The sequence below is a fragment of the Amaricoccus sp. B4 genome, from assembly GCF_043226085.1.
Lineage (GTDB): Bacteria > Pseudomonadota > Alphaproteobacteria > Rhodobacterales > Rhodobacteraceae > Amaricoccus.
Genome location: NZ_CP171225.1, coordinates 3,516,748 through 3,539,284, shown reverse-complemented (window position 1 = coordinate 3,539,284; position 22,537 = coordinate 3,516,748). Strand labels below are relative to the sequence as shown.

Sequence of the window (22,537 nt, the reverse complement as noted above, 5' to 3'; positions counted from 1 at the left end):
GGATGACCGCAGAAACATGAAGGAAGACCACGGCCCTGCCGGATTCGGCTCCTGCACCCGCCGCCGCGGACGGCCGCCGAGCCTTTGCGAAGCCGAACGCAGGGCGCTGATTCTCGATGCGGCAAGCCGTATCCTCGCGAGCGAAGGGCTGCAGGGCACGACGATGGCGGCGATCGCGCGCGAAGCCGGCATGTCGAAGCGGACGCTTTACGAGCTTTTCGAGGATCGCGATGCGCTGTTCGAGGCCTGCGTGCGGCGGACCAGGCTCCAGCTCGTCCGCCCGCTCACCGACGCCGAACGCGCCCTGCCGCTCGCCGAGCGGCTGAGGATCCTGCTCCGGCCCGGCGGCTGCCTCACGGAGCAGTCGAAGGCAATCCTGCGGGCGGTGATCGCGGAGGCCCCTGCCCACCCCGAACTGGCCCGCGGCTTCCTGCGCGAGGGACCGTACGGCGCGCGCCGGAGCCTGCGCGAGGAGCTGGACCGGGCCGTCGCGGCTGGCGAGGTCGAAATCGAGGATACGGACGCGACCGCACGCATCCTCTGCAACATGTCCTTTCAGAGCCCGGTCGAAACGCTGGTGGACCCGGACGCCGTGCCGCCCGCACCGGAAGCGGTCGAGGCCTGCCTCGCCCGGATCATCACGATCTTCCTCCACGGGGTTGCACGGCGCGCGAAGGGCTGACGCCACCAGGGGCGCGCGCTTCACCGAATAAGTTGGAGGCGCACCGCGCCAAAGGCGCGAAACACGCCAGGCCGGTCGAGAGCCTCCACGGGGCCACATCCCCGCCCCTCAGGCCACCCTGCCGATGCGGCACACGATCGGACAGCCGCCCCCTGCCTATCGCCGCGCCATGATGGGCAAGATTATTTTCCACGCATCCGGCGGGGTTCATGGGCCGATGCCCCCGTCAGTTCTCGGCCCAAGGGCCGTGGAAGGCGCCTTCCGCGTCGATCCGCTCGAAGCCATGGCGGCCGAAGAAATCGCGCTGGCCCTGGATCATGTTGGCGGTGCCGCGCGCCGTGCGCATCGCGTCGAAATAGGCCAGCGCCGCAGCCAGCGCCGGTACCGGGTGCCCCGCCAGCGCCGCCGCCGCAACCACCCGGCGCAGCGCCCCGTGGCTCGCCTCGAGCTTGGCCGCGAAGGCAGGTGCGAACATGAGGTTGGTGTCCGGCGAGCCGGCCAGCGCCTCGGCCATGTCGCTCAGCATGTCAGAGCGGATGATGCAGCCCGCACGCCAGACCTTCGCCACCTCCGGCAGAGGCACTTTCCAGCCGAAATTCCGCGAGGCCTCCGAAAGCAGCCCGAAGCCCTGCGCATAGCAGGCGATCTTGCCCGCGAGCAGCGCGGTCTCGAGATCGGCCTCCATGCCGTCGGCCCCGGCAAGCGGCGCAGGCGCAGGCCCGAACACCGCCTCGCCCGCCTTGCGCTCGTCGAGGCGGGCCGACAGGTTGCGCGCCGCCACCGCCGCCTCGATCGCGGTCGCGGGCGCGCCGAGATGCAGCGCCTCGATCGCGGTCCAGCGCCCGGTGCCTTTCTGACCCGCCCGGTCAAGGATCACGTCGAGCACCGGCTTGCCGGTTTTCGGGTCCGTGGTTCGCGCCACCTCGGCCGAGATCTCGATGAGATAGGAGGCGAGCGGCCCCTCGTTCCAGCGCGCGAAGACATCGCCGATCGCATCGGGCGCAAGCCGGAGCCCGTCGCGCATCATGCCGTAGACCTCGGCGATCATCTGCATGTCGGCGTATTCGATGCCGTTGTGTACCGTCTTGACGAAATGCCCTGCGCCGTCCGGACCCATCCAGGTGGCGCAGGGCGTCTCCTCGTATTTCGCGGCGATGGCCTCGAGAACAGGGGCAACCCGCTCCCAGCCCGCCTTCTCGCCGCCGCCCATGATCGAGGGCCCGTGCCGCGCGCCCTCCTCGCCGCCCGAGACGCCGATGCCGAGATAGGGCTGCCCGGCGGCGCGGGCCACTTCAGCCCGGCGCATCGTGTCGTGGAAATCGGCATTGCCCGCGTCGATGACGAGATCCTGCACGTCGAGCACGGGGCGGAGCTTTTCGATCATGTCATCGACCGGCGCGCCCGCGGGCACCATGAGGATGATCGCGCGGGGCGGCCGGATCGCATCGCGCAGCGCCTCGAGGCTGTGGCAAGGCACGACCCGCTCCGCAAGCGCACCGGCGCCTGCGGCGAACTTGTCGGTGACGGAGGTGGTGCGGTTGAAGACCGCCACGGTGAAGCCCTTCTCCGCGATGTTGAGCGCCAGCGCCGCACCCATCGTGCCCAGCCCGATCAGTCCGATTTCTGCCTGTTCTGCCATCTCGTCGCCTCCGTGCTGTCAACGCATGCCCGTGGCGGAACAGTCCTTCCGCCATCTTGTTTCTGCAAGGCTTAGACCCATCCCTTGCGCCGCAAAAGCCGCAAGGCGCGTCCTTCCCGAGCCTGTGACCGGTCAGGGAAAGCCAAGAGGCCGGGCGCTTCAAGGAACGCCCGGCGAAATCTTCTTTTTCAGGGATGACTTTGGATTTTCACGGTGAAAGATCGTGCTTTCACCGTGAAAATTCCGCGCCTCAGGTCACTTCACCGTCTCGGTACGGAGCCCCTTCCAGATGCAGTAGCACATCGTCACGCAGATGATCGCGAAGGGAAACCCGGTAGCGATGGCGAGCGCCTGCAACGAGGCGAGCCCGCCCCCGAGCAGCAGTGCGATGGCAACGAGCCCCTCCAGCGAGGCCCAGAACACCCGCTGCGGCACCGGCGCATCGACCTTGCCTCCGGCGCAGATCGTGTCGACGACCAGAGAACCCGAGTCCGAGGAGGTCACGAAGAAGACGAGGACAAGGATGATGCCGACCACCGAGGTGAAAGCGCTCAACGGCAACTCCGAGAGCATCGCGAAGAGCGAGAGCTCCGGCCTCCAGTCGGTGATGGTCTGCTGCACCCCGGTGTAGCCGTCGCTCACAAGCTGATCGATTGCCGTGCCGCCGAACACCGCCATCCAGCTCATGCAGGCCAGCGTCGGGATCAGCAGCACACACGTGATGAACTCCCGCACCGTCCGGCCGCGAGAGACACGCGCGATGAACATTCCGACGAAGGGCGACCAGGAGATCCACCAGGCCCAGTAGAAGGTTGTCCAGCCGTGGAAGAAGCCATCGTCCGTGCGCCCGACCCAGTTCGAGAACGCGGGCAGCTCCTTCACATAGGTGATCGCGCCCCCGAAGAACGAGGAGAGCACCGCGAGGGGTGAACCGAGCGCGAAGACGAAGACGAAGAGCGCCAGTGCAAGCAGCATGTTGGCTTCTGAAAGCACCTTCACGCCGCCATCGAGCCCGCGCACGACGGAGATGATCGCGGCGCCCGTCACCACGATGATGATGACGATCTCGAGCGTCGCCGAGGGCTCGAGGCCGAAGAGCCGCTCGAGCCCCGCCGCCGCCTGCGTCGCGCCGAACCCGAGCGAGGTGGCAAGGCCCGCGAGCGTCGCGATGGCCGCGAGCGTGTCGATCAGGTGCCCCGGCCAACCCCAGACCCGCTCGCCGAGGATGGGATAGAAGGCCGATCGGACGGTCAGCGGAAGCCCCTTGTTGTAGCAGAAGATCGCGAGCGCCAGCGAAACGACGGCATAGACGGCCCAAGGGTGCAGCCCCCAATGGAAGATCGTCGCCGCGATCCCGAGCTCCACCGCCTGCTTTACTGCCGCCGGGTCGCGCAGATTGCCATCGGCATCGAACACCCCCTGTTGGCCGAGCGGCGCACTCAGGGTGTGGTTCATCGGCTCGAGCACGCCATAGAAGACGAGGCCGATCCCCATACCGGCTGCGAACAGCATGGCGAACCAGCTCGGATACGAATACTCCGGTTCGGCATCCTGTCCGCCAATCCTGATCCGCCCGAGCGGCGAGATGATCAGATAGAAGCAGAACAGCACGAAGATGTTCATCGAGATGGCGAAGACCCAGTCGAACTGCGACGTGAGCCAGGGCCGAAGCGCCCCGAAGATACTTGCTGAAGTCTCGTCGAAGATCAGGCAGAAAAACACCAGCCCGATCACCGACAGGCCGGTAATGAGAAAGACAGGATTGTGAATATCGATCCCGAACGGGCCGATCGAAACCTCGATATTATCCTGTCCGATTTCGTACTCGGTCTCGATCAAATTCGGCACGTTGCCGGTATCGGTGCTTTCACTCATGCTGAACTCCCTCTCCGCTGCCGCATCGCCTACCGTAACAGGCCATGTCTGAGCGTCAACGCCCCCTGAGACGGGGTCGGGCGCACCGGGAAAAGCGGCGTGGTCACCGAAATCTGCCCGCGGGACGGCATGACCTGCCGGCAAGGCAAGGCTCGGACCGGCTCCGGGCGGCGGGGTGTTCGCGATGTTTTCGGGAGAGCGGGGGAACCGGCGCTCTGGCTGTCCCCCTTCTGGGTGCCCGGCGCGGGCGAGGCGCCCGCGAACCGGTCGTTGGTGAACCCGGCCTGGGCCGGACCCTCCGATGTCAGGACGCTGCGAGATACCGCTGCAGCACCGCCCTTACGCGCGGATCGCGCGCGAGCTTTTCGGGCTGCCAGAGACGGAGCGCCTCACGAGACGTGAGTTTTTCCCCTATCGCCTCGTGGAGAACGTCGGTCAGGCACGGACCTTCCATCGGATCCATGCCCCGTGCCACGAGACGCTCGTTGATGCGGGCATCCGTTGCACAGACGACGATAGCACGTTCATTCATCTTATTCCTCCCCGGAATCAACGGCCACGCGGCACCATAGCTCTACTTGGGGTTTATCGAAAGCGATCCGGGGCGAATATTTTATGACAAGACCAGCGAGAAATCGGCAGATCCTTACACTTTGCCACTTCTTGGAGCAACTTCCGGAAAGGTAAACAGGACAAGTTTCCACGCCATAATGGTGGCTTAGAGAAAAGTATTAGCAAGACCGTGACAGAGCGGCAGACTCAGGCTCGAACCCAGGTATGAGCGGTTTTTCGCCTATGACTTTTTGCTGCATTGCACTCCTGCCCGCCTTCGCAATCGATTGATGTGGAACTCGCCGCAGAATACGCGCCAGCCGCTCAGCCCACACCCCAATCCTCTGGAATCAGCCGCTTCCCGTCTTCCATCGCGCGAATCTCTCCCCGGACGCGCGGCGATCTGAGTGGAACCGGAAGAGGCAGACGTATCAGGGTTGGATAGGCCCCACCCGGCGGGTATAAGCGCGTCCGAAGACCAGCCCGAGGATACTTCCCCATGCGCAAGGCAGAGATCAGCCGCAAGACCGCCGAGACGTCCCTCTCCGTCCGGTTGAACCTCGATGGCGAGGGCCGCTACGAGAACCGGACCGGCGTCGGCTTCTTCGATCACATGCTGGACCAGATTGCGCGTCATGCGATCATTGATCTCGAGATTGAAGCGGAAGGCGACCTGCATATCGACGATCATCACACGGTCGAGGATGTGGGCATCGCCTTTGGCCGCGCGCTCGCAGCGGCACTCGGCGACAAGTGCGGGATCCGCCGCTACGGCTCCTGCCTGCTCGCCATGGACGAGGCGCTGGTGCGGGCGGCACTCGACCTGAGCGGGCGGCCGTTTCTCGTCTGGAAAGTCGACATGCCGAGCCCGAAGATCGGCACGTTCGATACCGAGCTCGTACGGGAATTCTTCACCGCCGTGGCGATGAACGGCGGCGTCACGCTCAATCTTGCGAAGCTTGACGGCGAGAACAGCCACCATATCGCCGAAGCGACCTTCAAGGCCTTTGCCCGCGCCCTGCGCGAAGCCGTCGAGCCCGACCCGCGGAGCGCTGGCATCCCCTCCACCAAGGGAACGCTTTCGGAATGACCTGCGTCATCATCGATTATTCCAGCGGCAACCTGCACTCGGCGGAGAAGAGCTTCCAGCGCATGGCGCGGGAGACGGGAGCGGGTACGGTGATCGTTACCAACGACCCCGAGCGCGTGCTGGGAGCGGACCGGATCGTGCTGCCCGGCGTGGGCGCCTTCGCCGATTGCCGGGCCGGGCTCATGGCGGTCGACGGCATGTTCGAGGCGATCCGGACGCGGGTGATCGATCAGGGCGCGCCCTTCCTCGGCATCTGCGTCGGGCAGCAGCTCATGGCGAGCCGTGGCCTCGAGCACGGGGTGACGGAAGGGTTCGGCTGGATTCCCGGCGAGGTGGTAAAGATCAAGCCTTCGGACCCCGCGCTCAAGATCCCCCACATGGGATGGAACGCGCTCTCTGACATTGCGCCGCATCCGGTTCTGGCCGGGATCGAGCCAGGCGACCATGCCTATTTCGTGCATTCCTATCATGTGATTGCGGAACACCCGGAGCATGTGCTCGCGCGCGTCGATCATGGCGGGCCGGTGACGGCGGCGGTGGGGCGCGACAACATGATCGGGACGCAGTTCCACCCCGAGAAGAGCCAGAAGACCGGCCTCAGGCTCATCGCGAACTTCCTCGCCTGGCGACCCTGACCTTGCGGATCAGCCGCGCTCCCCGCGCAGAGCGGCGATCGCAAGCCGCATAAGGCGGAGAAACTCGGCCTGTTCGCCGGCGTTCATCGCGCCGAGCGCATTTGCGTTGGTCTTCATGGCCGCCTCGAGCGCCGGTGTGCGCAGGGCGCGTGCCTTTTCCGTGAGCCAGATCTGCTGCACCCGGCCATCGCCCGGATGCGGCCGGCGCAGGATGAGGGCGTCGCGCTCCATGCGCGCAAGCGTGTTGGCGAGCGTCGCCTGCTCCACGTCGAGCTTCGCAACGAGATCCTTCTGGCTCTGGCCGTCCTTTTCCCAGAGCTCCAGCAATGCCGGAAACTGGCCTGGCGTGAGGCCGAGCGGGCGGATGCGTTCGGCGAGGCCAAGCGCAAAGAGCCGTGCCATATGGTTGGCGAGGTAGCCCGCCGAGCTGTCCTTGCAAAAATCCATGCTCCTCCCTTTCATTTAATAGCTCGCTATGCAATATTATATAGCGAGCTATATTTACGGAGGACGCCTGATGCCGAAATACATTCATCCGCTCGCCGGAGGTATCGCGATGCTGACCATCGCGACCTTCTGGCTTTCCACCGTGGTCGTTGAGCTTTCAGGGAGTGAGGCGGCCATCATTGCGGTGAAGACCGCGATCCCCTGGGGGCTGCTGTTGCTCGTTCCCGCGCTGGCGCTCACCGGCGCGACCGGCAACTTGCAGGCCCGCCGACGCCGGGGGCCGCTGGTCGCCGCCAAACAGGCACGCATGAAGGTCGTTGCGGCAAACGGGCTGCTCGTGCTCGTTCCCTGCGCGCTCTTTCTCGCGGCGCGCGCCGTGGAGGGCCGGTTCGATGCGATCTTCTATGCCGTTCAACTCACCGAGCTTGTTGCAGGCGCCCTGAACCTCCTGCTGCTCGGGCTCAACGCGCGCGACGGGCTCGCGCTTCGCCCGCGTCGGCGGATCGGGACGCTGTGAAGGCCTTGCATCCTGTGTCGAGGGCATCCATCGCGCCAAGCGCACCGCTGCGCTCCGCGATGGCGGGCTTCTCCTCTTCGCTGACGCCGCTCAGGATGATGCCGGCACGACAGGCCTCAAGCGCAGCCTCGGCGGCGGCCAGACGATCCGAGAGATGCATGCCCGCCTCACTCGCCTCGCAGCTCCTGAGCATGCTCTGGGTAAAATGGCCGAGCCCGCGCAGGCGGGCCTGGCTGCGGTAGAAGAGGCATGGATCCACAGTCTGCCCGGTCGCATGCGCGGGCAGCAGCGTGTCGTTTGCCGCCCGAGAGCTCGAAGGCATTGCGCCGGACAGCGGGGCGAGGAGGAGGAGCGCGGACAGGAACTTGAGCAGTTTCTGCTGCCTGGCGAGCATCCTCCGAGAGGCCCGCCGGCGGGGGCCGCGCCAGCGCGACAGGCTGCCGGGATCGCCTAAAGGGACCGGCGATATCAGAGCGGATGCTAGCGTGCTTCGGCTAATGAAACCGTCATCAAATCAAAACGGGCGCTGAAGATCGGCAAGCCGAGCCCTGCGGCATCCCGTCTTTCACGCGACACAGCCCTCCTCCGGCGGCAGATCCCGGCAGAGATCACATACCCGGAGGACAAGACGCGCAGCGTCACATGCGCGTCAGGTCGGCGTGACATCGGAAGGCGCAGCGATTGCCGCGCCTTCCCCGACCGCCGTCAGCAGAAGAGATCGTGGCAGGTCTCGAGCGCGGCCACCAGCTTGTCGACTTCCGCGCGGGTGTTGTAGAGGCCGAAGGACGCCCGGCAGGTGGCAGTGACGCCGAGATGCTCCATGAGCGGCTGCGCGCAATGATGCCCGGCCCGGACCGCGATGCCCTTGTGATCCACCACCGTCGAGATGTCGTGGGCATGTGCCGGTCCTTCGAGGGTGAACGAGAAGATCGCCCCCTTGCCCGGCGCCTTGCCCTGGATATTGAGCCAGTTGAGGCCGTCGAAGCGCGAGATCGCATAGTCGCGGAGGTCACGCTCATGGGCAGCGATATTGGAGATGCCAAGGCCGGTCATGTAGTCGAGCGCAGCGCCCAGACCGATTGTCTGGACGATGCCGGGCGTGCCGGCCTCGAAACGGATCGGCGGATCGGCATAGGTCACCACATCCTTCGAGACCTCGCGGATCATCTCGCCGCCACCGAGGAACGGGCGCATCTCGGCCTGACGCTCGCGGCGGGCATAGAGCGCCCCCGAGGCGGTCGGGCCATAGAGCTTGTGGCCCGTGATCGCGTAGAAGTCGCAGCCGAGATCCTCGACGTCGATCGGCATGTGGACTGCGGCCTGTGCCCCATCGACGCAGACGGCGACACCGCGCGCGCGGGCTGCAGAGCAGATCGCCTTGATGTCGACAACCGTGCCGAGCACGTTCGACATATGGGTGATCGCGATGAGCTTTGTGCGCGGACCGATGGCGGCAATCACCTTCTCCGGGTCGAGCGAGCCGTCGGGCTCGACATCGATCCATTTCAGCACGACGCCCTGCCGCTCTCGCAGGAAATGCCAGGGCACGATGTTGGCGTGATGCTCCATCACCGTGAGAATGATCTCGTCACCGGCCTCAAGCCGGGGCGCGGCCCAGGACTGCGCCACCATGTTGAGGCTGAGCGTCGAGCCGGTTGTGAGGATGATCTCCTCTTCATGCGCAGCACCGAGGAAGGCGCGCAGCTTCTCTCGGACGGCCTCGAACCTTTCAGTCGCGAGATTGGAGAGAAAATGCAACCCGCGATGAACATTGGCGTATTCATGGGCGTAGGCTTGGGTCATCGCGTCGATCACCGCCTGCGGCTTCTGGGCCGAAGCGCCGTTGTCGAGATAGACCAGCGGCACCCCGTTCACCTCGCGGGAGAGGATCGGGAAATCCCTCCGCACCGTTTCGACGTCATACATCATTCAATTCCCTGCGGCGGGGCGCCCAAAAGCGCGAGCACCAGCGCCATTCCGAAGAAGACAACTGTCATCGTGAGCACCACGCCGCCGAAGACGAGAACCGTGTTCGGAAAGCCGTGGAGTTCCGCGACAAAGGAGGCGAGTGCCCAGATCACCCAGAACATTGCGACGAGCGCGAGCAGGGTTGCGAGCGGCGGGAGCAGCACGAGGGCAAGCACCTGCGCGGCCTGGACGCAGACCATCACGGCATCGAGCCATACCACGACGGCGAGGGCATCCCTCGAACTGCCCACTCCGCCGAAGAAGCGCCCGACCCGCACGATCAGGAAGGTGACGAAAAAGAGCAGCCCGAGCTGCACCCCGGCACCGAGAAGCGGGTTGCCGAGCACAAGGGAGGTCATCGCATCCAGCGCGCCGGGATTGAGCTGGATGGTGACGAAGCCAAGGATCATGCCGAGGCAGGTGACAAGCAGCGCAGCCTCCAGCAGCACCGGCCCGGGAAGCTCCAGCGCAAGCAGCCGGCGCGCCGCGAGCCGCGGCCGGACGAGACTGTCGACAAACAACTCGCTCCACACCTTCAAGGGCTTCCTTTCGCGAGACTGCGGGGCCCCTTGGGCGCCCGCCTGATGGATTTCGGCGCTAGAGTGCCCCGCGCAACGCAACGGCCACAAGGCCGAACAGCAGACAGAAGACGAGGAATACCGACCGGGTCCGGAACCGCTCACTCTCGGCCACGGCTGCGGCGAGCAGCCAGAACCAGTAGCCGAGTGCGACATAGCCGATCCAGACAGAAACGGAAGCGACGCCCTCGACACCGGACCGCGCCAAGCTCCCGAAGGCCGCGAGGAGGAGCGCGATCGGTGCGGCGAGCAGCATCGACCAGAAGAGGGCCGAGCGCATGGCAAGCCCGGAGCCACTGCCCCCGACGAGGCGGGACACGCCACGCATCAGGGCGGCGAGCCCATAGGCGATCATGGGCAGCAGAACGATGAAACCAAAGATCTGAGCCGCAATCGCGGCGTTCACCGGATCGTCGGCGTCGATAGATGCAGCGCGTTCGAGGGCGGACGGCACACTTGCGACACAGAGGAGGATGCAGGCGAGCCCGAGATGAAAGAGCGCACGCCCTTCCGAGAGCCCGGCTGAAAGCTGGCGCGCCATCGCGGCGCGGGGCCGGCGATAGGCCGGCCCCATTTCGGCGATCAGTGACTGGTTTTGCGCACCTGCCGGAGACATCATGCCGCCTGCCATCGCTCTAGCGGCGGCGCCGTGCGAGCCAGGCAGCAAGCCTTGCCCGAATGTCGTCGGCAAGCGCCGGATCCTCGATCTCGGCGATTGCCTCGTCGAGGAAGGCCAGCACGAGAAGTTCTTCCGCCTCGCCGCGGCTCACGCCGCGGGAGCGCAGATAGAAGAGCAAGGTTTCGTCGACCGCGCCGCATGTGGACCCATGCGAGCAGGCGACATCATCGGCGTAGATCTCGAGCTCCGGCTTGGCGAGGAACTGGCTGTCGTCATCGAGCAGCAGCCCCTGGCTGATCTGGTAGCCGTCGGTCTTCTGCGCATCGGGCTTCACGAGGATCTTGCCCTGGAAGATGCCCATGGCACCGCTGCGAAGCACCTTCTTGAAGACCTGACGACTTTCGCAGTTCACGGCATCATGGGTGACGAAGACCGTGTCGTCGTGCCGGAAGTCCCCTTCACCGACGCAGGCGCCAGCGACATGCGCGATGCCGTCGTCGCCGGTGAACTCGACCACGCATTCGTTGCGGGTGAGCCGCCCGTTCACCGTGAGGGTGAAGGACTTGAAGGTCGAACGGGCGCCGAGACGTGCAAATGTGCCGGTTACGGCGCGACGCTCGTGATCACGCCCCTGGGCACGCACATGGTGGAAGGCGCCGTCATCGGCGACGTCGACCTCGAGCACCTTGTTGAAGCGGGCGGCGGCTGGGCCGTTCTCGAGCAGCGTGAAATCCGCTCCGGCCTCGACGCGCACGATGTTGTGGACCATCGCATCCGACAGCGCGTCCTCGTGCAGATAGACGAAGTTCACCGGCTTGCCGGGGCGGCCATGGACCCGGATTGCGAAGCCTTCAGTTGCGCGCGCCGTGTTGAGCGCCGCCATCGGCCGGTCGACCGGCGTCTGGCCGCGCGCCTCGAGCACGCCGAAGAGCTCCCGCGCCCAGTGGATGTCGGTCGAGAGCGCTTCGGAAAGCGGCTGGATCTCGATGCCTTCGAGCTCGACCGGATCGGAAAGCTCGCGGGAGAAAACGCCATCCACGAAGACAAGCTTCAGCCGGTCGGCCCCGCCGAAGAGCGGCGCCTCGTCATTCTCGAACGGCGCAGCTGCAACCGGGGGCTGGCAGGTGAGCGATTGCGGATCGGTGTAGCGCCAGTATTCGTCGCGGCGTACGGGAGCGCCGCGCTCGGCAAGACGCCGGGCTGCAGCCTGGCGGACGGACCGCGCCCAGGATGCTTCGCCGGAAGGCTCGGGCGCGGCGGCGAGCAGCGTCTGCGCGCCGTCGAGTTTCAGTGCAGGAACCGCCATTTATGCCACCGACTTCAGGATGTCCGCATAACCGTTGTGCTCGACCTCGAGCGCGAGCTCCGGCCCGCCGGTCTTGATGATGCGGCCCTCGGCCATGATGTGGACCACATCGGGGACGATATGATCGAGCAGGCGCTGGTAATGCGTGATGACGAGAAAGGCGCGATCCTTGCCGCGCAGCGCGTTCACGCCCTGGGCGACGAGCTTCATCGCATCGACATCGAGCCCGGAGTCGGTCTCGTCGAGGATGCACATCTTCGGCTCGAGCACTGCCATCTGAAGGATCTCGTTGCGCTTCTTCTCACCGCCCGAGAAGCCGACATTGACCGGACGTTTCAGCATCTCCTGGCTGATGTCGAGCGCCTTGGCCTTTTCGCGCAGCATGCGCAGGAAGTCGGCGGCGTTGAGTTCCTCCTCGCCACGCGCCTTGCGCTGCGCGTTGAGTGCCGTGCGCAGGAAGGTCATGTTGCCGACGCCAGGGATCTCGACCGGATACTGGAAGGCGAGGAAGAGGCCCGCCGCGGCGCGCTCTTCGGGCTCGAGATCGAGGAGCTCGCTTCCGTTCATCTCCACCGAGCCTTCGGTCACGTCGTAGCCGTCGCGTCCGGCGAGAACGTAGGAGAGGGTCGACTTGCCCGAGCCGTTGGGGCCCATGATCGCGTGGACCTCGCCCGCCTTCACTTCGAGATCGACACCCTTGAGGATCTTCTTGTCCTCCTCCTCAAGGCCGGCGTGCAGGTTCTTGATAGTCAGCATTCGTTATCCCTTTCAGTTCCGGTGTCCCGTCTCACTCGCCGCGCCGTGCGGCACGGGCCTCGTCGAGGGCCGGGTTCCGGTCGAATGTGTGTCGCGCGTCCGGATCGTCGGTCCGGTACCAGTGAAACAGCTTCGCGACGAAGTTGTGCAGGTAGTGGAAGATCGTGACGAAGACGGCGGTCTTCAGCACCGCTTCCACCAGTGCGCTGACATTCGTCACGTTCGGCCCGCCGAACACCATGCTCGACAGGTAATTGAGCACGAAAAAGATCGCCCCAGCGATGATTGAGGCTCCCAGAAACTGCATCACACCCTCTCTATCGTGACCGATGTGCCCGAGGCCGAGACCATGAGCATGCTCTCCCCCACCACCTCGTAATCGAGATCCACGCCCACGACCGCATTACCGCCCGCTGCCCCGGCACGTGCTTCCAACTCACCCAACGCGGTCTCCCGCGCCTCCTGCAAGCTCTTCTCGTAGGCCGCCGACCGCCCGCCGACAATGTCACGGATCCCGGCAAAGAAATCCCGGAACACATTCGCCCCGAGGATCGCCTCGCCCACGACCACGCCGTGATAGGCAGTGATCCGGTGGTCCTCGATGGAGGGTGTCGTGGTGACGATCATTCTTCCGCCTCTTTCCCATCGGATGATCCGTTGGCAAACCGCTCAAGGCGAATACCGACCCACACCGCAACTGGCGCTGCGGCCACGAGCCAGACCAGCACGAAGACAATCATCGGTGCATCAGGAACGATGGCCATAACAGGATACAATGCAAGACCACCGGCGACTAACCCCGCCGCCACCGCCAAATACCTCCAGCTGGTCTGCGGACTGCGCAGCAATTGCTGCAAGGCCTCTCTGGTGACCCCCTTCACGCGTGTTATCCCACCGATCCCTCCAGTGAGATCGCCACAAGCTTCTGCGCTTCCATGGCGAACTCCATCGGCAGCGCCTGGAGCACCTCGCGGCAGAAGCCGTTGACAACGAGCGCCACCGCCTCCTCTTCGTCCATGCCGCGCTGACGGCAGTAGAAGAGCTGCTCGTCATCAACCTTCGAGGTTGTCGCTTCGTGCTCGACGCGAGAGGAATTATTGCGGCACTCGATGTAGGGCACCGTATGGGCTCCGCACTTGTCGCCGATGAGAAGACTGTCGCACTGCGTGTAGTTACGGCTGTTCTTCGCCTTGGGGTGCATCGAGACAAGGCCGCGGTAGGTGTTTTGCGCAACGCCAGCGCTGATACCCTTCGAAACGATGCGCGAGCGGGTATTCCTGCCGAGATGCACCATCTTCGTGCCGGTATCGGCCTGCTGATGGTTGTTGGCGATGGCAATCGAGTAGAACTCGCCCTGGCTCTCGTCACCGCGCAGGATGCAGGAGGGGTATTTCCAAGTCACTGCGGATCCGGTCTCAACCTGGGTCCAGCTGACCTTGGAGCGGTCACCACGGCAGTCGGCACGTTTGGTCACGAAGTTGTAGATGCCGCCCTTGCCGTTCTCGTCGCCCGGATACCAGTTCTGAACAGTGGAATATTTCACTTCCGCATCGTCGAGCGCAACGATCTCGACCACTGCCGCGTGAAGCTGGGTCGTGTCGCGCATGGGCGCAGTGCACCCCTCGAGATAGGAGACGTAGGCTCCCTTGTCGGCGATGATGAGCGTACGTTCGAACTGGCCGGTGTTCTCGGCATTGATGCGGAAATAGGTCGAGAGCTCCATCGGGCAGCGCACGCCGGGCGGCACGTAGACGAAGGAGCCGTCGGAGAAGACCGCGGAGTTGAGCGTCGCATAGAAATTGTCACTCTGGGGCACGACCGAGCCGAGATACTTCTTCACAAGCTCGGGATGCTCGCGCACCGCCTCCGAGATCGAGCAGAAGATCACGCCAGCCTTGGCGAGTTCCGCCTTGAAGGTGGTGCCGACCGAGACGCTGTCGAAGACGGCGTCCACCGCAACCTTGCGGCCTTCCACCGGAGTATCGCCCGCGCCCTCGACGCCCGCGAGGATCATCTGTTCCTTGAGCGGGATGCCGAGCTTCTCGTAGGTCGCGAGCAGCTCCGGATCGACCTCATCGAGCGATTTCGGCTTGACCGTCATGCTCTTCGGCCGAGCGTAGTAATACTGCGTCTGGAAGTCGATCTCGGGATAATGGACCATCGCCCAAGAGGGCTCTTCCATCTGGAGCCACCGGCGGTAAGCCGTCAGCCGCCATTCGGTGAGCCATTCCGGTTCGCCATTCTTGTCCGAGATGAGCCTTACGATATCCTCGTTCAGGCCCTGCGGCGCGTATTCGGTGTCGATCGAGGTCGAGAAGCCGTATTTGTAGCGCTCGCCCACAGACCGGACAGCATCGACCGTCTCGCGGTCCACGCCTTCGCGTATGCTGGTGTCGTCGTGTAGCTGCATTCTCGTCTCGCTTTCCTTCTGCACCGCGTCAGGCCGCTTTCTGCCTGAACCGGCGATACCGTTTCGCCCAGGCCTGTACGAAGCCCAGAATCTCGTCCTCGCGCGTCTCGGGGCCAATGGAGACCCGGATCGCGCTTGCCGCCGCTTCGGCGGACAATCCCATCGCGCCGAGCACCCGGCTCGTGCGCACCTTGCCGCTGGAACAGGCGGATCCGGCCGAGATGGCGAATCCAGCCAGGTCCATCTGCATCACCTGTGTCTCGCTCTTCCAGCCCGAAACCGCGAAACAGGCAGTATTGGGCAGGCGCGGCACGTTCCTGCCCACAAAGATAAGGTCCGGAGCCTCCGCTTCCAGAGCCGCCTCGAGAAGATCACGCCGCGCGGCGACCTGCTCCCAGACACCTGCCGCGAGATCCCGGGCGGCCGCTTCCGCTGCCGCGCCGAAGCCGGCAATGGCGGCAACGTTCTCGGTTCCGGCCCGCCGGCCCATTTCCTGGCCACCGCCTCGCAGCAGAGGCGCAGGTTCGACACCACGGCGCAGAAGCAGCGCCCCAACGCCTTTCGGTCCGCCGAACTTGTGTGCCGAGAGAGCGGCACGATCCGCGCCGAGCCAGTCGAAGGCGAATGGCCGTTTGCCCGCTGCCTGGACGGCATCGATGAAGCCGAGATGCTCGGGAAGAGCCTGAATCACGCCCGTCTCGGAGTTCGCTGCCTGAAGTGCGGTGGCCGGGGGATCGATCACGGAAACGCGGCCCGCGTCATCCACCGTGAGCTCCGGCTGGATCCAGGCCAGCACGCTTTCATGTTCCACCGGCGCGCCCACCGGATCCCAGCCGGAGAGACCGAGCGCAGCCGCCTCCGTGGCCCCTGAAGTGAAGACGATATCCGCCGCCTGCGCCCCAAAGGCTTCAGCAACCTGCCCGCGCGCCCGCTCGACAATCGCACGTGCCGCCCGCCCTTCCGCATGAACGGATGAGGGATTGCCCACCACATCAAGCGCTGCAGCGATCGCAGTGCGTGCTTCAGGCCGCAGCGGCGCCGTTGCGTTCCAGTCGAGATAGGCGCGTGGGCTCATGCCTTGACCGCTCCCTCCACCGCATCGGCATCTGCCGTGACCTCATCTGCTTCCCGCCCGGTCGCAATCCCCTCGTCGATCACGGCAACGAAGCTCGGCACCGCCGGACAGGGTGCAAGATGATCGCCCACCACATCGCCAAGCCGGGTCTGGTGCAGGAGAACATAGACGTTTGCGGAAAGCTGCTCCCAGAACTTGTCGGCCAGCATCTGCTCGCGCGTGCCGCTCGAGGCGCCTGACGCCCCCGCGCCGCGTGCGAGCGCATCCATGTTCTCGTCGACCGCAGAAAGCACTTCGGCAATGCGGATCTGTTCGATGGGCCGCGCAAGCCGGTAACCGCCGCCAGGGCCACGCACCGATTCGACCAGCTGCGCCCGGCGCAGCTTGACGAAGAGCTGCTCGAGATAGGCGAGTGAGATATCCTGCCGCTCGGCAATCTCGGCGAGAGAAACAAGCTTGTCAGCGCCCTGCGCGGCGAGATCGGTCAGCGCGATCATGGCGTAGCGGCCTTTAGTGCTCAGCTTCATCTAGGGTCTCCCGAAATGACGACGGTGTTGACGCCCCGTCCCCGACACCTTAACAGCATCCAAGCTTGGTTTCGCCGCGCGACCAACTTAGAATGCTTCTAGATTGGCTGAGCGATTCCGTCAAGTTATTGTCTCAGCCCCGACAGGAGAAGGCTTTTAATGCCCGAGGTGATCTTCCCCGGCCCTGATGGCCGCCTCGAAGGCCGCTACCATCCGCAGAAAAACAAGGACGCACCGATCGCGATCATTCTGCACCCCCATCCGCTTTATGGGGGGACGATGAACAACAAGGTGGTCTACAACCTGCATTATGCGTTTCACCGCATGGGCTTCACCTGCCTGCGCTTCAACTTCCGTGGTGTTGGCCGCAGCCAGGGGGAATATGACCAGGGCATCGGCGAACTCTCCGACGCCGCCGCTGCGCTCGATTACCTGCAGTCGCTCAATCCGAACGCCAAGTTCTGCTGGGTGGCAGGGTTTTCGTTTGGTGCCTGGATCGGCATGCAACTGCTGATGCGCCGGCCGGAGATCGCCGGCTTCGTGTCGGTGGCACCGCCCGCCAACCAGTATGACTTCAGCTTTCTAGCGCCCTGCCCGTCATCCGGCCTGATCATTTCCGGAAGTGCGGATCGTGTTGTGCCGCCTTCGGAGGTTACGGCGCTTGCCGACAAGCTCAAGCAGCAGAAGGGCATCACCATCACCCACCAGACGATCGAGGGCGCGAGCCACTTCTTCGATCCGGGGATGGAAGAGATGATCGGGAACGTCGAGACCTACGTCCGCCGGCGGATGACCGAAAACACCCGCTGACCGTTTCACGGCCTGGGCTGGCCCTGCTCCAGCCCAGGCCAGAGACTATCTCGGATCAGTAGGTTTCCGCGACGTCGTACATCACCGGCTCGAAGCTCTTGCAGAGCGCACTGATCCGGCGGTTGCGGACGCGCATCTCCGTAGAACGCAGCATGGCGAGGAAGTCCTCGCGCTTGCGCCATTGTGAATAGTTCGCGATTCTCGTCTGGGCGTCGTTGACGTGAAGACCTGCGCCAACGAAACCGTCCTGGTGGCGAATGAACTTGTCATAGGCATCCATGAGCTCGTCGAGCAGATCATGGCAGGTGCCGGGCGTGGTTTCGAAGGTGGTCAGCACCGTCTGGAATGATGTGTCACCCGTGATCGTCAGCATGGTATCCTCCCTACTGCCTTTTCGGGCGAGCCTAGGCCAAGCTCACGGCGCAGGCAACGGATTGAAGCAGATGCGATTCCATCATGTGAGCAAGGCTGGCCTCTGCACGCCCAGCGATCTGAAGTTTCGGCAAAACAGCGCAGAAACAATCGTGTAGGCCTCATTCCTACAGTCGCGCGAGAGAAAGTCTCGACGCAAGACAGATTACCGGACTAATTTTCGGGAGCGCTTTTATCACCAGGAGAGATGCTATGTTGCGTGCGCTTCTGCTCGTGTCGCTGATCGCCCTGCCGCTCCCGTCGCGCGCCGAAATGGGCCGCAGCGAGCCGGTTGCGGGCGTGACGATCATCCGTGGCCCGGCCACATCCCCCGGACCGGCATGGAGGAGCGCAGCGCGCGAAAGACGGGTTCGGCAAGACCCCGAAACGGACGTGGGCTTCAAGCGGCGTCCGCTGTCGGTGGTCGTGTATGAGGCGCCGCCGCGCATCTATGCTTGGCACCAGGCCTGGCAGCGGGGCTGGTGAGAGCCTATTTCGTCCCGAACATGCGGTCACCGGCATCGCCAAGGCCCGGCAGGATGTAACCGTGTTCGTTCAGGCCGCGATCGAGGGCAGCAGTAATGACCGGCACATCCGGGTGCGCCTCGGCCATGCGGGCGACACCCTCCGGTGCGGCAAGGAGACAGAGAAAGCGGATGTCCTTCGCCCCGGCCTCTTTCAGCAGATCGATCGCCGCAACGGAGGAGTTGCCGGTTGCAAGCATCGGATCGACGGCAATGGTGATCCGCTCGTCGAGCGCTGCGGGCAGCTTGCAGTAGTACTGCACCGGCTGAAGCGTCTCCTCGTTGCGGTAGAGGCCCACGAAACCGACGCGCGCCGCCGGGATAAGTTCGAGCACACCATCGAGTAGGCCATTGCCTGCGCGCAGGATCGAAATCAGTGCGAGCTTCTTGCCTTCAAGAAGCGGTGCCTGCATCGGCTCCATCGGCGTCTCGATCTCGCTCGTCATGAGCGGCAGGTCGCGGGTGACCTCATAGGCGAGCAGCAGGCTGATCTCGCGCAGGAGCCGCCGGAATCCGGCCGTCGAGGTCTCGCGATGCCGCATCAGGGTGAGCTTGTGCTGCACAAGTGGGTGATCGACGATCGTCAGGTTCGGATGGGTCATCTGTCCTCGCTATCCGACCCGCGCAAGCAGCCTCTCGCGGGTCTTCTCGTCGCAAAAGGCAGCCCTGAGGGCCGTTCGGTTGATGGCGGCAAAATCGACGCTTGTCCAGCCGAAGGCAGATGCCAGCTCGGCGTATTCGTGGATCATGCCGGTGTGAAAATACGGCGGATCATCGGTCGAGACCGTAACGTTGACACCGGCGCGCCGCAGCCGGTCGATCGGATGCGACCGCCAGTCGGGATAGACGCCAAGCGCGACGTTGGAGCCCGGATTGACCTCCAGCACGATCCCCTCCTCCGCAAGTCGCGAGACGAGCGCCGGCTCCTCGATTGCACGCACACCATGACCGATGCGACTGACCGACAGATGATCGAGCGCATCACGAATGCTCTGCGGGCCGCAGACCTCACCGGCATGAACCGTGAGGCCGAGCCCAGCTTCGGCTGCGAGCTCGAAAGCCGAGGCGAATTCGGCAAGATGCCCGTCCCGCTCGTCGCCGCCCATGCCGAAGCCGGTGACGACGGCCCCGGCCGTCTCGGCGGCCAGGCGCGCGGCGCGAAGGGCGCGTTCCGGACCGAAGTGGCGGATCGCGGTCGGGATGAAGCGGGTCTCGATCCCGGATGCCCGCCGCGCCGAATCGGCGCCCTCAATCATTGCGGCAAGGTATTCGGGCCATGCCGCAGGGGACCCACCGCCGCAGAGATCCGGGGCAAGAAAGATCTCGGTGTAGATCACACCGTCGGCCGCCGACGCCGCCAGAACCGCCTCGACAAGACGACAGAAATCCCGAGGTGACTGCAGCACTGTGCAGGCTGCCTCGTAGGTGCGCAGGAATTCCGCAAAATCGGCCCAGCGATATCCGCCATCCGCATCGAAGATCGCTGACAGATCGACGCCCTTCTCGGCCGCGAGCCCGCGAATGAAGGCTGGCGGTGCGGCGCCCTCCAGATGCAGATGCAGCTCCACCTTGGGAAGTCTTGCCAGATCGGATTTCGGCCCAGTCACAGGCAGCTCTTGCCGTGGCGCCCCGGTACAAGGCCGAGATGCGCGGCGAGCGTCTCCCCAACATCGGCAAAATACATGGGCCCGAGCGCGCGCGGTGCAAATCCCGGACCGGTGCCGAGCACTGGAGCCCGTTCGCGCGTATGATCGGCTCCGCGGAAGGTGGGATCGTTGCCGTGATCGGCGGTAAGGATCATGAGATCGCCGGGTCGGAGCCGCGCTTCGAGGGCCGGAATACGGGCATCAAACGCTTCGAGAGCACGGGCATAGCCGGAGACATCGCGGCGATGCCCGTAGAGCGTGTCGAAATCGACGTAATTGCCGAAGATGAAATCACCCTCCCCGGCCGCATCGAAGGCCTCCAGCGTCCGGTCGAGCAGATCCATGTCATCCTTGCCCTTGGCGAGCGTGGAAATACCGCGATGGGCGAAGATGTCACCGATCTTGCCGATGGCGTGGGTCCGGCCACCGGAAGCAACGACACGGTCGAGCAAGGTATCCTCGGGAGGCGCGATGGCGAAGTCCCGGCGATTGGCCGTGCGCTGGAAGGTCCTGGCGGTATCGCCAACAAACGGCCTCGCGATCACCCGGCCCACACGCATCGGGTGAACGATCCGCGCCGTCAGACGACACAGGTCGAGGAGGCGATCGAGACCGAAGTGCTCCTCATGCGCCGCAATCTGGAGTACGCTGTCAACGGATGTATAGACGATCGGCTTACCCGTTCGCAGGTGTTCCTCTCCGAAATCCTCGATCACCGGCAGACCGGAATAATGGCGATTGCAGAGCGTGCCCGGCAGCCCCGCCTCCGAGCACATCCGGTGGGTGATTTCCGGTGGGATGGAGGGGTCTCCGTCAGGGAAATAGTGCCAGTCCCAGGGGACGGGCACACCCGCCAGTTCCCAGTGGCCTGAAGGTGTATCCTTGCCAAGCGAGATCTCTGTCGCTGCCCCCCAGAGGCCCTGGGGCGCCACGTCGAAGCCAGGCAGGGCGATGTCGGACGCCGCACGGATCGCCTCACCGATGCCGAGGCGTGCCATGTTCGGGATGCAGAGCGGTCCGCTTCGGCCCTCTTCGGCCCGCCCGGTGGCGCAGGCCTCGATGATGTGACCGAGGGTGTTGGCCCCCTCGTCGCCGAAGTCGCCAGCGTCGGGCGCCCCGCCGCAGCCGACCGAATCCATCACGAGCAGCATCGCACGTGGCATCAGGCGATCCTTTCCGCGATCAAGGGCGTTTCATCGGGAGGTCTGTCGCCGATGGTATAGGCCGCGCGTACTTGGGCAGCCGCAGATGACAGGGCACCGCTGTCAGCTGCGTGGATACGCGCGAGCGGCATACCCGCTTCGACCACCGCACCGAGACCGATCAGCGTCTCGAGCCCGACCGAATGGTCTATCGCATCGCTTGCGCGCCTCCGGCCTCCGCCTAGCTCCACCACGGCAACGCCCAGGGCACGGGTATCGACGGCAGTTATGAAACCGTCTGCCTCGGCGGTCACATCAGCGTTTTCGTCTGCCGCCGGCAGATAATGCTCGAACTCCTCGACAAAATCCGCTGGCCCGCCCAAGGCTGCGACCATCTGGCCGAACTTCTCCGCAGCCGCACCGGTTTCAAGGGCGCGATCGAGCCGCTCGGCCCCATCCTGCGCATCGGAGGCGATGCCAGCAGAGACAAGAAGCTCGCCGCCAAGCGCCACCGTCACATCCCAGAGACGGCTGTCGACAGCATCCCCGCGCAGAAACCGAACGGCATTCGCGACCTCAAGGGCATTTCCCGCCGCAGAAGCGAGCGGCTCGTTCATGTCGGTGATGAGAGCGGTCGTCCGGCATCCCGCGCCGTTCGCCACTTCGACGAGCGCGCGCGCAAGCCGCTGCGCCTCCTCCAGAGACGTCATGAAGGCGCCGGAACCGACTTTCACATCCAGAACCAGCGCATCCAGCCCGGCTGCCAGCTTCTTTGAGAGAATCGAGGCGGTGATGAGATCGATCGACTCGACGGTGCCGGTCACGTCGCGGATGGCATAGAGGCGGCGGTCGGCCGGGGCGATGTCGGGGGTCTGGCCAATGATGGCACAGCCGACCCCAGCCACGACCCTGCGGAAGGTCTCGGCATCCGGCTGCGTGCGGTAGCCCGGAATCGCATCGAACTTGTCGAGCGTGCCGCCGGTATGCCCCAGCCCCCGCCCGGAAATCATCGGCACAAAGGCGCCGCAGGCCGCAAGCGCGGGGGCGAGCATGAGACTTACGTTATCCCCTACGCCACCCGTCGAATGCTTGTCTATCACCGGCCCCGGCAGATCCCAGTCGAGCACGGTGCCGCTGTCGCGCATCGCTTCCGTCAGCGTCACGCGCTCCGGCAGACCGAGGCCACGGAACAGGACAGCCATCGCGAAGGCGGCAATCTGGCCTTCGGTGATACTGTCATCGCACAGGCCCGCGACCATGAAGCGGATCTCGTCCTCCGAAAGGGCCCGCCCGTCGCGCTTGGCAATAATGACTTCCTGGGCGAGCAT

At 64.7% G+C, this 22,537-nt stretch carries 27 protein-coding genes; 6 read left to right on the top strand and 21 right to left on the bottom strand.

What is annotated here, in order from left to right:
* Positions 1–16: 16 nt before the first annotated feature.
* Entirely contained in the window at positions 17–682 is a 666-nt protein-coding gene (locus ACF66B_RS17020) for a TetR/AcrR family transcriptional regulator (protein ID WP_111429794.1), read from the top strand.
* A 226-nt stretch (positions 683–908) separates the two neighbouring features.
* Here the strand turns inward: ACF66B_RS17020 and gndA are convergent, their stop codons facing one another.
* From gndA to ACF66B_RS17005, 3 genes are all read right to left on the bottom strand, one after another.
* Positions 909–2,321 carry an NADP-dependent phosphogluconate dehydrogenase gene (gene gndA / locus ACF66B_RS17015; protein WP_111429795.1) on the bottom strand — a complete coding sequence of 471 codons (1,413 nt, stop codon included), beginning with the start codon at positions 2,319–2,321 and terminating at the stop codon, positions 909–911.
* Between the two features lie 255 nt (positions 2,322–2,576).
* Positions 2,577–4,196 (bottom strand): BCCT family transporter, encoded by a 1,620-nt coding sequence (locus ACF66B_RS17010; RefSeq protein WP_111429796.1) that lies wholly within the window; start codon positions 4,194–4,196, stop codon positions 2,577–2,579.
* 304 nt (positions 4,197–4,500) lie between these two features.
* Positions 4,501–4,728, bottom strand: a complete 228-nt coding sequence (locus ACF66B_RS17005) for a hypothetical protein (RefSeq protein WP_111429797.1) — start codon at positions 4,726–4,728, stop codon at positions 4,501–4,503.
* A gap of 519 nt (positions 4,729–5,247) precedes the next feature.
* Here ACF66B_RS17005 and hisB point away from each other — a divergent pair.
* The gene (gene hisB, locus ACF66B_RS17000) at positions 5,248–5,838 is read left to right on the top strand and encodes an imidazoleglycerol-phosphate dehydratase HisB (RefSeq protein ID WP_111429798.1); all 591 of its coding nucleotides are present in this window, start codon (positions 5,248–5,250) and stop codon (positions 5,836–5,838) included.
* A complete protein-coding gene (gene hisH / locus ACF66B_RS16995; RefSeq protein WP_111429799.1) occupies positions 5,835–6,473 on the top strand; it encodes an imidazole glycerol phosphate synthase subunit HisH in 639 nt (212 codons plus the stop codon). Before hisB ends, hisH begins: the two co-directional genes overlap by 4 nt.
* Before the next feature lie 9 nt (positions 6,474–6,482).
* On the opposite strand, the gene ACF66B_RS16990 is transcribed toward hisH, so the two are convergent.
* Positions 6,483–6,920: a MarR family transcriptional regulator gene (locus ACF66B_RS16990; RefSeq protein WP_111429800.1), complete on the bottom strand. Its 438-nt coding sequence runs from the start codon at positions 6,918–6,920 to the stop codon at positions 6,483–6,485.
* A 70-nt stretch (positions 6,921–6,990) separates the two neighbouring features.
* Here ACF66B_RS16990 and ACF66B_RS16985 point away from each other — a divergent pair, with 70 nt between their 5' ends.
* Positions 6,991–7,437 (top strand): hypothetical protein, encoded by a 447-nt coding sequence (locus ACF66B_RS16985; RefSeq protein ID WP_111429801.1) that lies wholly within the window; start codon positions 6,991–6,993, stop codon positions 7,435–7,437.
* Here ACF66B_RS16985 and ACF66B_RS16980 read toward each other — a convergent pair.
* The 12 genes from ACF66B_RS16980 to ACF66B_RS16925 all read right to left on the bottom strand — a co-directional run bounded on the left by ACF66B_RS16980 (position 7,382) and on the right by ACF66B_RS16925 (position 16,676).
* Positions 7,382–7,831, bottom strand: coding sequence for a hypothetical protein (locus ACF66B_RS16980; RefSeq protein WP_111429802.1), 450 nt, complete (start codon positions 7,829–7,831; stop codon positions 7,382–7,384). The two genes, ACF66B_RS16985 and ACF66B_RS16980, sit on opposite strands and share 56 nt — an antisense overlap.
* Positions 7,832–8,142: 311 nt before the next feature.
* On the bottom strand, positions 8,143–9,363 hold the full coding sequence (locus ACF66B_RS16975) for a cysteine desulfurase (protein ID WP_111429803.1): 1,221 nt from the start codon (positions 9,361–9,363) through the stop codon (positions 8,143–8,145).
* Positions 9,363–9,938: a YIP1 family protein gene (locus ACF66B_RS16970; protein ID WP_162683264.1), complete on the bottom strand. Its 576-nt coding sequence runs from the start codon at positions 9,936–9,938 to the stop codon at positions 9,363–9,365. The genes ACF66B_RS16975 and ACF66B_RS16970 overlap by 1 nt, the downstream gene beginning before the upstream one ends.
* Positions 9,939–10,002: 64 nt before the next feature.
* Entirely contained in the window at positions 10,003–10,602 is a 600-nt protein-coding gene (locus tag ACF66B_RS16965; RefSeq protein ID WP_162683265.1) for a YIP1 family protein, read from the bottom strand.
* A 16-nt stretch (positions 10,603–10,618) separates the two neighbouring features.
* Entirely contained in the window at positions 10,619–11,908 is a 1,290-nt protein-coding gene (locus ACF66B_RS16960) for a SufD family Fe-S cluster assembly protein (protein ID WP_111429806.1), read from the bottom strand.
* Entirely contained in the window at positions 11,909–12,664 is a 756-nt protein-coding gene (gene sufC / locus ACF66B_RS16955; RefSeq protein WP_111429807.1) for a Fe-S cluster assembly ATPase SufC, read from the bottom strand.
* A gap of 31 nt (positions 12,665–12,695) precedes the next feature.
* Positions 12,696–12,971: a hypothetical protein gene (locus ACF66B_RS16950; protein WP_111429808.1), complete on the bottom strand. Its 276-nt coding sequence runs from the start codon at positions 12,969–12,971 to the stop codon at positions 12,696–12,698.
* Positions 12,971–13,291: a heavy metal-binding domain-containing protein gene (locus ACF66B_RS16945; protein ID WP_111429809.1), complete on the bottom strand. Its 321-nt coding sequence runs from the start codon at positions 13,289–13,291 to the stop codon at positions 12,971–12,973. Before ACF66B_RS16945 ends, ACF66B_RS16950 begins: the two co-directional genes overlap by 1 nt.
* Positions 13,288–13,545, bottom strand: coding sequence for a hypothetical protein (locus ACF66B_RS16940; protein WP_111429810.1), 258 nt, complete (start codon positions 13,543–13,545; stop codon positions 13,288–13,290). Before ACF66B_RS16940 ends, ACF66B_RS16945 begins: the two co-directional genes overlap by 4 nt.
* 5 nt (positions 13,546–13,550) lie before the next feature.
* Positions 13,551–15,074: a Fe-S cluster assembly protein SufB gene (gene sufB, locus ACF66B_RS16935; protein ID WP_111429811.1), complete on the bottom strand. Its 1,524-nt coding sequence runs from the start codon at positions 15,072–15,074 to the stop codon at positions 13,551–13,553.
* A 28-nt stretch (positions 15,075–15,102) separates the two neighbouring features.
* Positions 15,103–16,149 carry an aminotransferase class V-fold PLP-dependent enzyme gene (locus tag ACF66B_RS16930; RefSeq protein ID WP_111429812.1) on the bottom strand — a complete coding sequence of 349 codons (1,047 nt, stop codon included), beginning with the start codon at positions 16,147–16,149 and terminating at the stop codon, positions 15,103–15,105.
* Complete coding sequence (locus tag ACF66B_RS16925) at positions 16,146–16,676, bottom strand: Rrf2 family transcriptional regulator (protein WP_111429813.1); 531 nt, start codon at positions 16,674–16,676, stop codon at positions 16,146–16,148. The genes ACF66B_RS16930 and ACF66B_RS16925 overlap by 4 nt, the downstream gene beginning before the upstream one ends.
* A gap of 159 nt (positions 16,677–16,835) precedes the next feature.
* On the opposite strand from ACF66B_RS16925, the gene ACF66B_RS16920 reads away from it, so the two are divergent.
* Positions 16,836–17,486, top strand: coding sequence for an alpha/beta hydrolase (locus ACF66B_RS16920; RefSeq protein ID WP_111429814.1), 651 nt, complete (start codon positions 16,836–16,838; stop codon positions 17,484–17,486).
* A gap of 55 nt (positions 17,487–17,541) precedes the next feature.
* Here the strand turns inward: ACF66B_RS16920 and ACF66B_RS16915 are convergent, their stop codons facing one another.
* Positions 17,542–17,859, bottom strand: a complete 318-nt coding sequence (locus ACF66B_RS16915; protein ID WP_111429815.1) for an antibiotic biosynthesis monooxygenase — start codon at positions 17,857–17,859, stop codon at positions 17,542–17,544.
* Positions 17,860–18,110: 251 nt separating this feature from the next.
* On the opposite strand from ACF66B_RS16915, the gene ACF66B_RS16910 reads away from it, so the two are divergent.
* Positions 18,111–18,383 carry a hypothetical protein gene (locus ACF66B_RS16910; RefSeq protein ID WP_111429816.1) on the top strand — a complete coding sequence of 91 codons (273 nt, stop codon included), beginning with the start codon at positions 18,111–18,113 and terminating at the stop codon, positions 18,381–18,383.
* Positions 18,384–18,387: 4 nt separating this feature from the next.
* On the opposite strand, the gene upp is transcribed toward ACF66B_RS16910, so the two are convergent.
* Genes upp through deoA form a run of 4 tightly spaced genes read right to left on the bottom strand, consistent with a single transcriptional unit; the run spans position 18,388 to position 22,537 of the window.
* Positions 18,388–19,023: a uracil phosphoribosyltransferase gene (gene upp / locus ACF66B_RS16905; protein ID WP_111429817.1), complete on the bottom strand. Its 636-nt coding sequence runs from the start codon at positions 19,021–19,023 to the stop codon at positions 18,388–18,390.
* Between the two features lie 9 nt (positions 19,024–19,032).
* Complete coding sequence (locus ACF66B_RS16900; RefSeq protein ID WP_392663359.1) at positions 19,033–20,028, bottom strand: adenosine deaminase; 996 nt, start codon at positions 20,026–20,028, stop codon at positions 19,033–19,035.
* The gene (locus tag ACF66B_RS16895; RefSeq protein WP_111429818.1) at positions 20,025–21,230 is read right to left on the bottom strand and encodes a phosphopentomutase; all 1,206 of its coding nucleotides are present in this window, start codon (positions 21,228–21,230) and stop codon (positions 20,025–20,027) included. The genes ACF66B_RS16900 and ACF66B_RS16895 overlap by 4 nt, the downstream gene beginning before the upstream one ends.
* Positions 21,230–22,537: a thymidine phosphorylase gene (gene deoA / locus ACF66B_RS16890; RefSeq protein ID WP_111429819.1), complete on the bottom strand. Its 1,308-nt coding sequence runs from the start codon at positions 22,535–22,537 to the stop codon at positions 21,230–21,232. The genes ACF66B_RS16895 and deoA overlap by 1 nt, the downstream gene beginning before the upstream one ends.

What these genes read in the sequence shown, in the direction of transcription:
- ACF66B_RS17020 (WP_111429794.1), top strand. Translation starts at nt 17, where the DNA reads ATGAAGGAAGACCACGGCCCTGCCGGATTCGGCTCCTGCACCCGCCGC.
- gndA (WP_111429795.1), bottom strand. Translation starts at nt 2,321, where the DNA reads ATGGCAGAACAGGCAGAAATCGGACTGATCGGGCTGGGCACGATGGGT.
- ACF66B_RS17010 (WP_111429796.1), bottom strand. Translation starts at nt 4,196, where the DNA reads ATGAGTGAAAGCACCGATACCGGCAACGTGCCGAATTTGATCGAGACC.
- ACF66B_RS17005 (WP_111429797.1), bottom strand. Translation starts at nt 4,728, where the DNA reads ATGAATGAACGTGCTATCGTCGTCTGTGCAACGGATGCCCGCATCAAC.
- hisB (WP_111429798.1), top strand. Translation starts at nt 5,248, where the DNA reads ATGCGCAAGGCAGAGATCAGCCGCAAGACCGCCGAGACGTCCCTCTCC.
- hisH (WP_111429799.1), top strand. Translation starts at nt 5,835, where the DNA reads ATGACCTGCGTCATCATCGATTATTCCAGCGGCAACCTGCACTCGGCG.
- ACF66B_RS16990 (WP_111429800.1), bottom strand. Translation starts at nt 6,920, where the DNA reads ATGGATTTTTGCAAGGACAGCTCGGCGGGCTACCTCGCCAACCATATG.
- ACF66B_RS16985 (WP_111429801.1), top strand. Translation starts at nt 6,991, where the DNA reads ATGCCGAAATACATTCATCCGCTCGCCGGAGGTATCGCGATGCTGACC.
- ACF66B_RS16980 (WP_111429802.1), bottom strand. Translation starts at nt 7,831, where the DNA reads ATGCTCGCCAGGCAGCAGAAACTGCTCAAGTTCCTGTCCGCGCTCCTC.
- ACF66B_RS16975 (WP_111429803.1), bottom strand. Translation starts at nt 9,363, where the DNA reads ATGTATGACGTCGAAACGGTGCGGAGGGATTTCCCGATCCTCTCCCGC.
- ACF66B_RS16965 (WP_162683265.1), bottom strand. Translation starts at nt 10,602, where the DNA reads ATGATGTCTCCGGCAGGTGCGCAAAACCAGTCACTGATCGCCGAAATG.
- ACF66B_RS16960 (WP_111429806.1), bottom strand. Translation starts at nt 11,908, where the DNA reads ATGGCGGTTCCTGCACTGAAACTCGACGGCGCGCAGACGCTGCTCGCC.
- sufC (WP_111429807.1), bottom strand. Translation starts at nt 12,664, where the DNA reads ATGCTGACTATCAAGAACCTGCACGCCGGCCTTGAGGAGGAGGACAAG.
- ACF66B_RS16950 (WP_111429808.1), bottom strand. Translation starts at nt 12,971, where the DNA reads ATGCAGTTTCTGGGAGCCTCAATCATCGCTGGGGCGATCTTTTTCGTG.
- ACF66B_RS16945 (WP_111429809.1), bottom strand. Translation starts at nt 13,291, where the DNA reads ATGATCGTCACCACGACACCCTCCATCGAGGACCACCGGATCACTGCC.
- sufB (WP_111429811.1), bottom strand. Translation starts at nt 15,074, where the DNA reads ATGCAGCTACACGACGACACCAGCATACGCGAAGGCGTGGACCGCGAG.
- ACF66B_RS16930 (WP_111429812.1), bottom strand. Translation starts at nt 16,149, where the DNA reads ATGAGCCCACGCGCCTATCTCGACTGGAACGCAACGGCGCCGCTGCGG.
- ACF66B_RS16925 (WP_111429813.1), bottom strand. Translation starts at nt 16,676, where the DNA reads ATGAAGCTGAGCACTAAAGGCCGCTACGCCATGATCGCGCTGACCGAT.
- ACF66B_RS16920 (WP_111429814.1), top strand. Translation starts at nt 16,836, where the DNA reads ATGCCCGAGGTGATCTTCCCCGGCCCTGATGGCCGCCTCGAAGGCCGC.
- ACF66B_RS16915 (WP_111429815.1), bottom strand. Translation starts at nt 17,859, where the DNA reads ATGCTGACGATCACGGGTGACACATCATTCCAGACGGTGCTGACCACC.
- ACF66B_RS16910 (WP_111429816.1), top strand. Translation starts at nt 18,111, where the DNA reads ATGTTGCGTGCGCTTCTGCTCGTGTCGCTGATCGCCCTGCCGCTCCCG.
- upp (WP_111429817.1), bottom strand. Translation starts at nt 19,023, where the DNA reads ATGACCCATCCGAACCTGACGATCGTCGATCACCCACTTGTGCAGCAC.
- ACF66B_RS16895 (WP_111429818.1), bottom strand. Translation starts at nt 21,230, where the DNA reads ATGCCACGTGCGATGCTGCTCGTGATGGATTCGGTCGGCTGCGGCGGG.
- deoA (WP_111429819.1), bottom strand. Translation starts at nt 22,537, where the DNA reads ATGCTCGCCCAGGAAGTCATTATTGCCAAGCGCGACGGGCGGGCCCTT.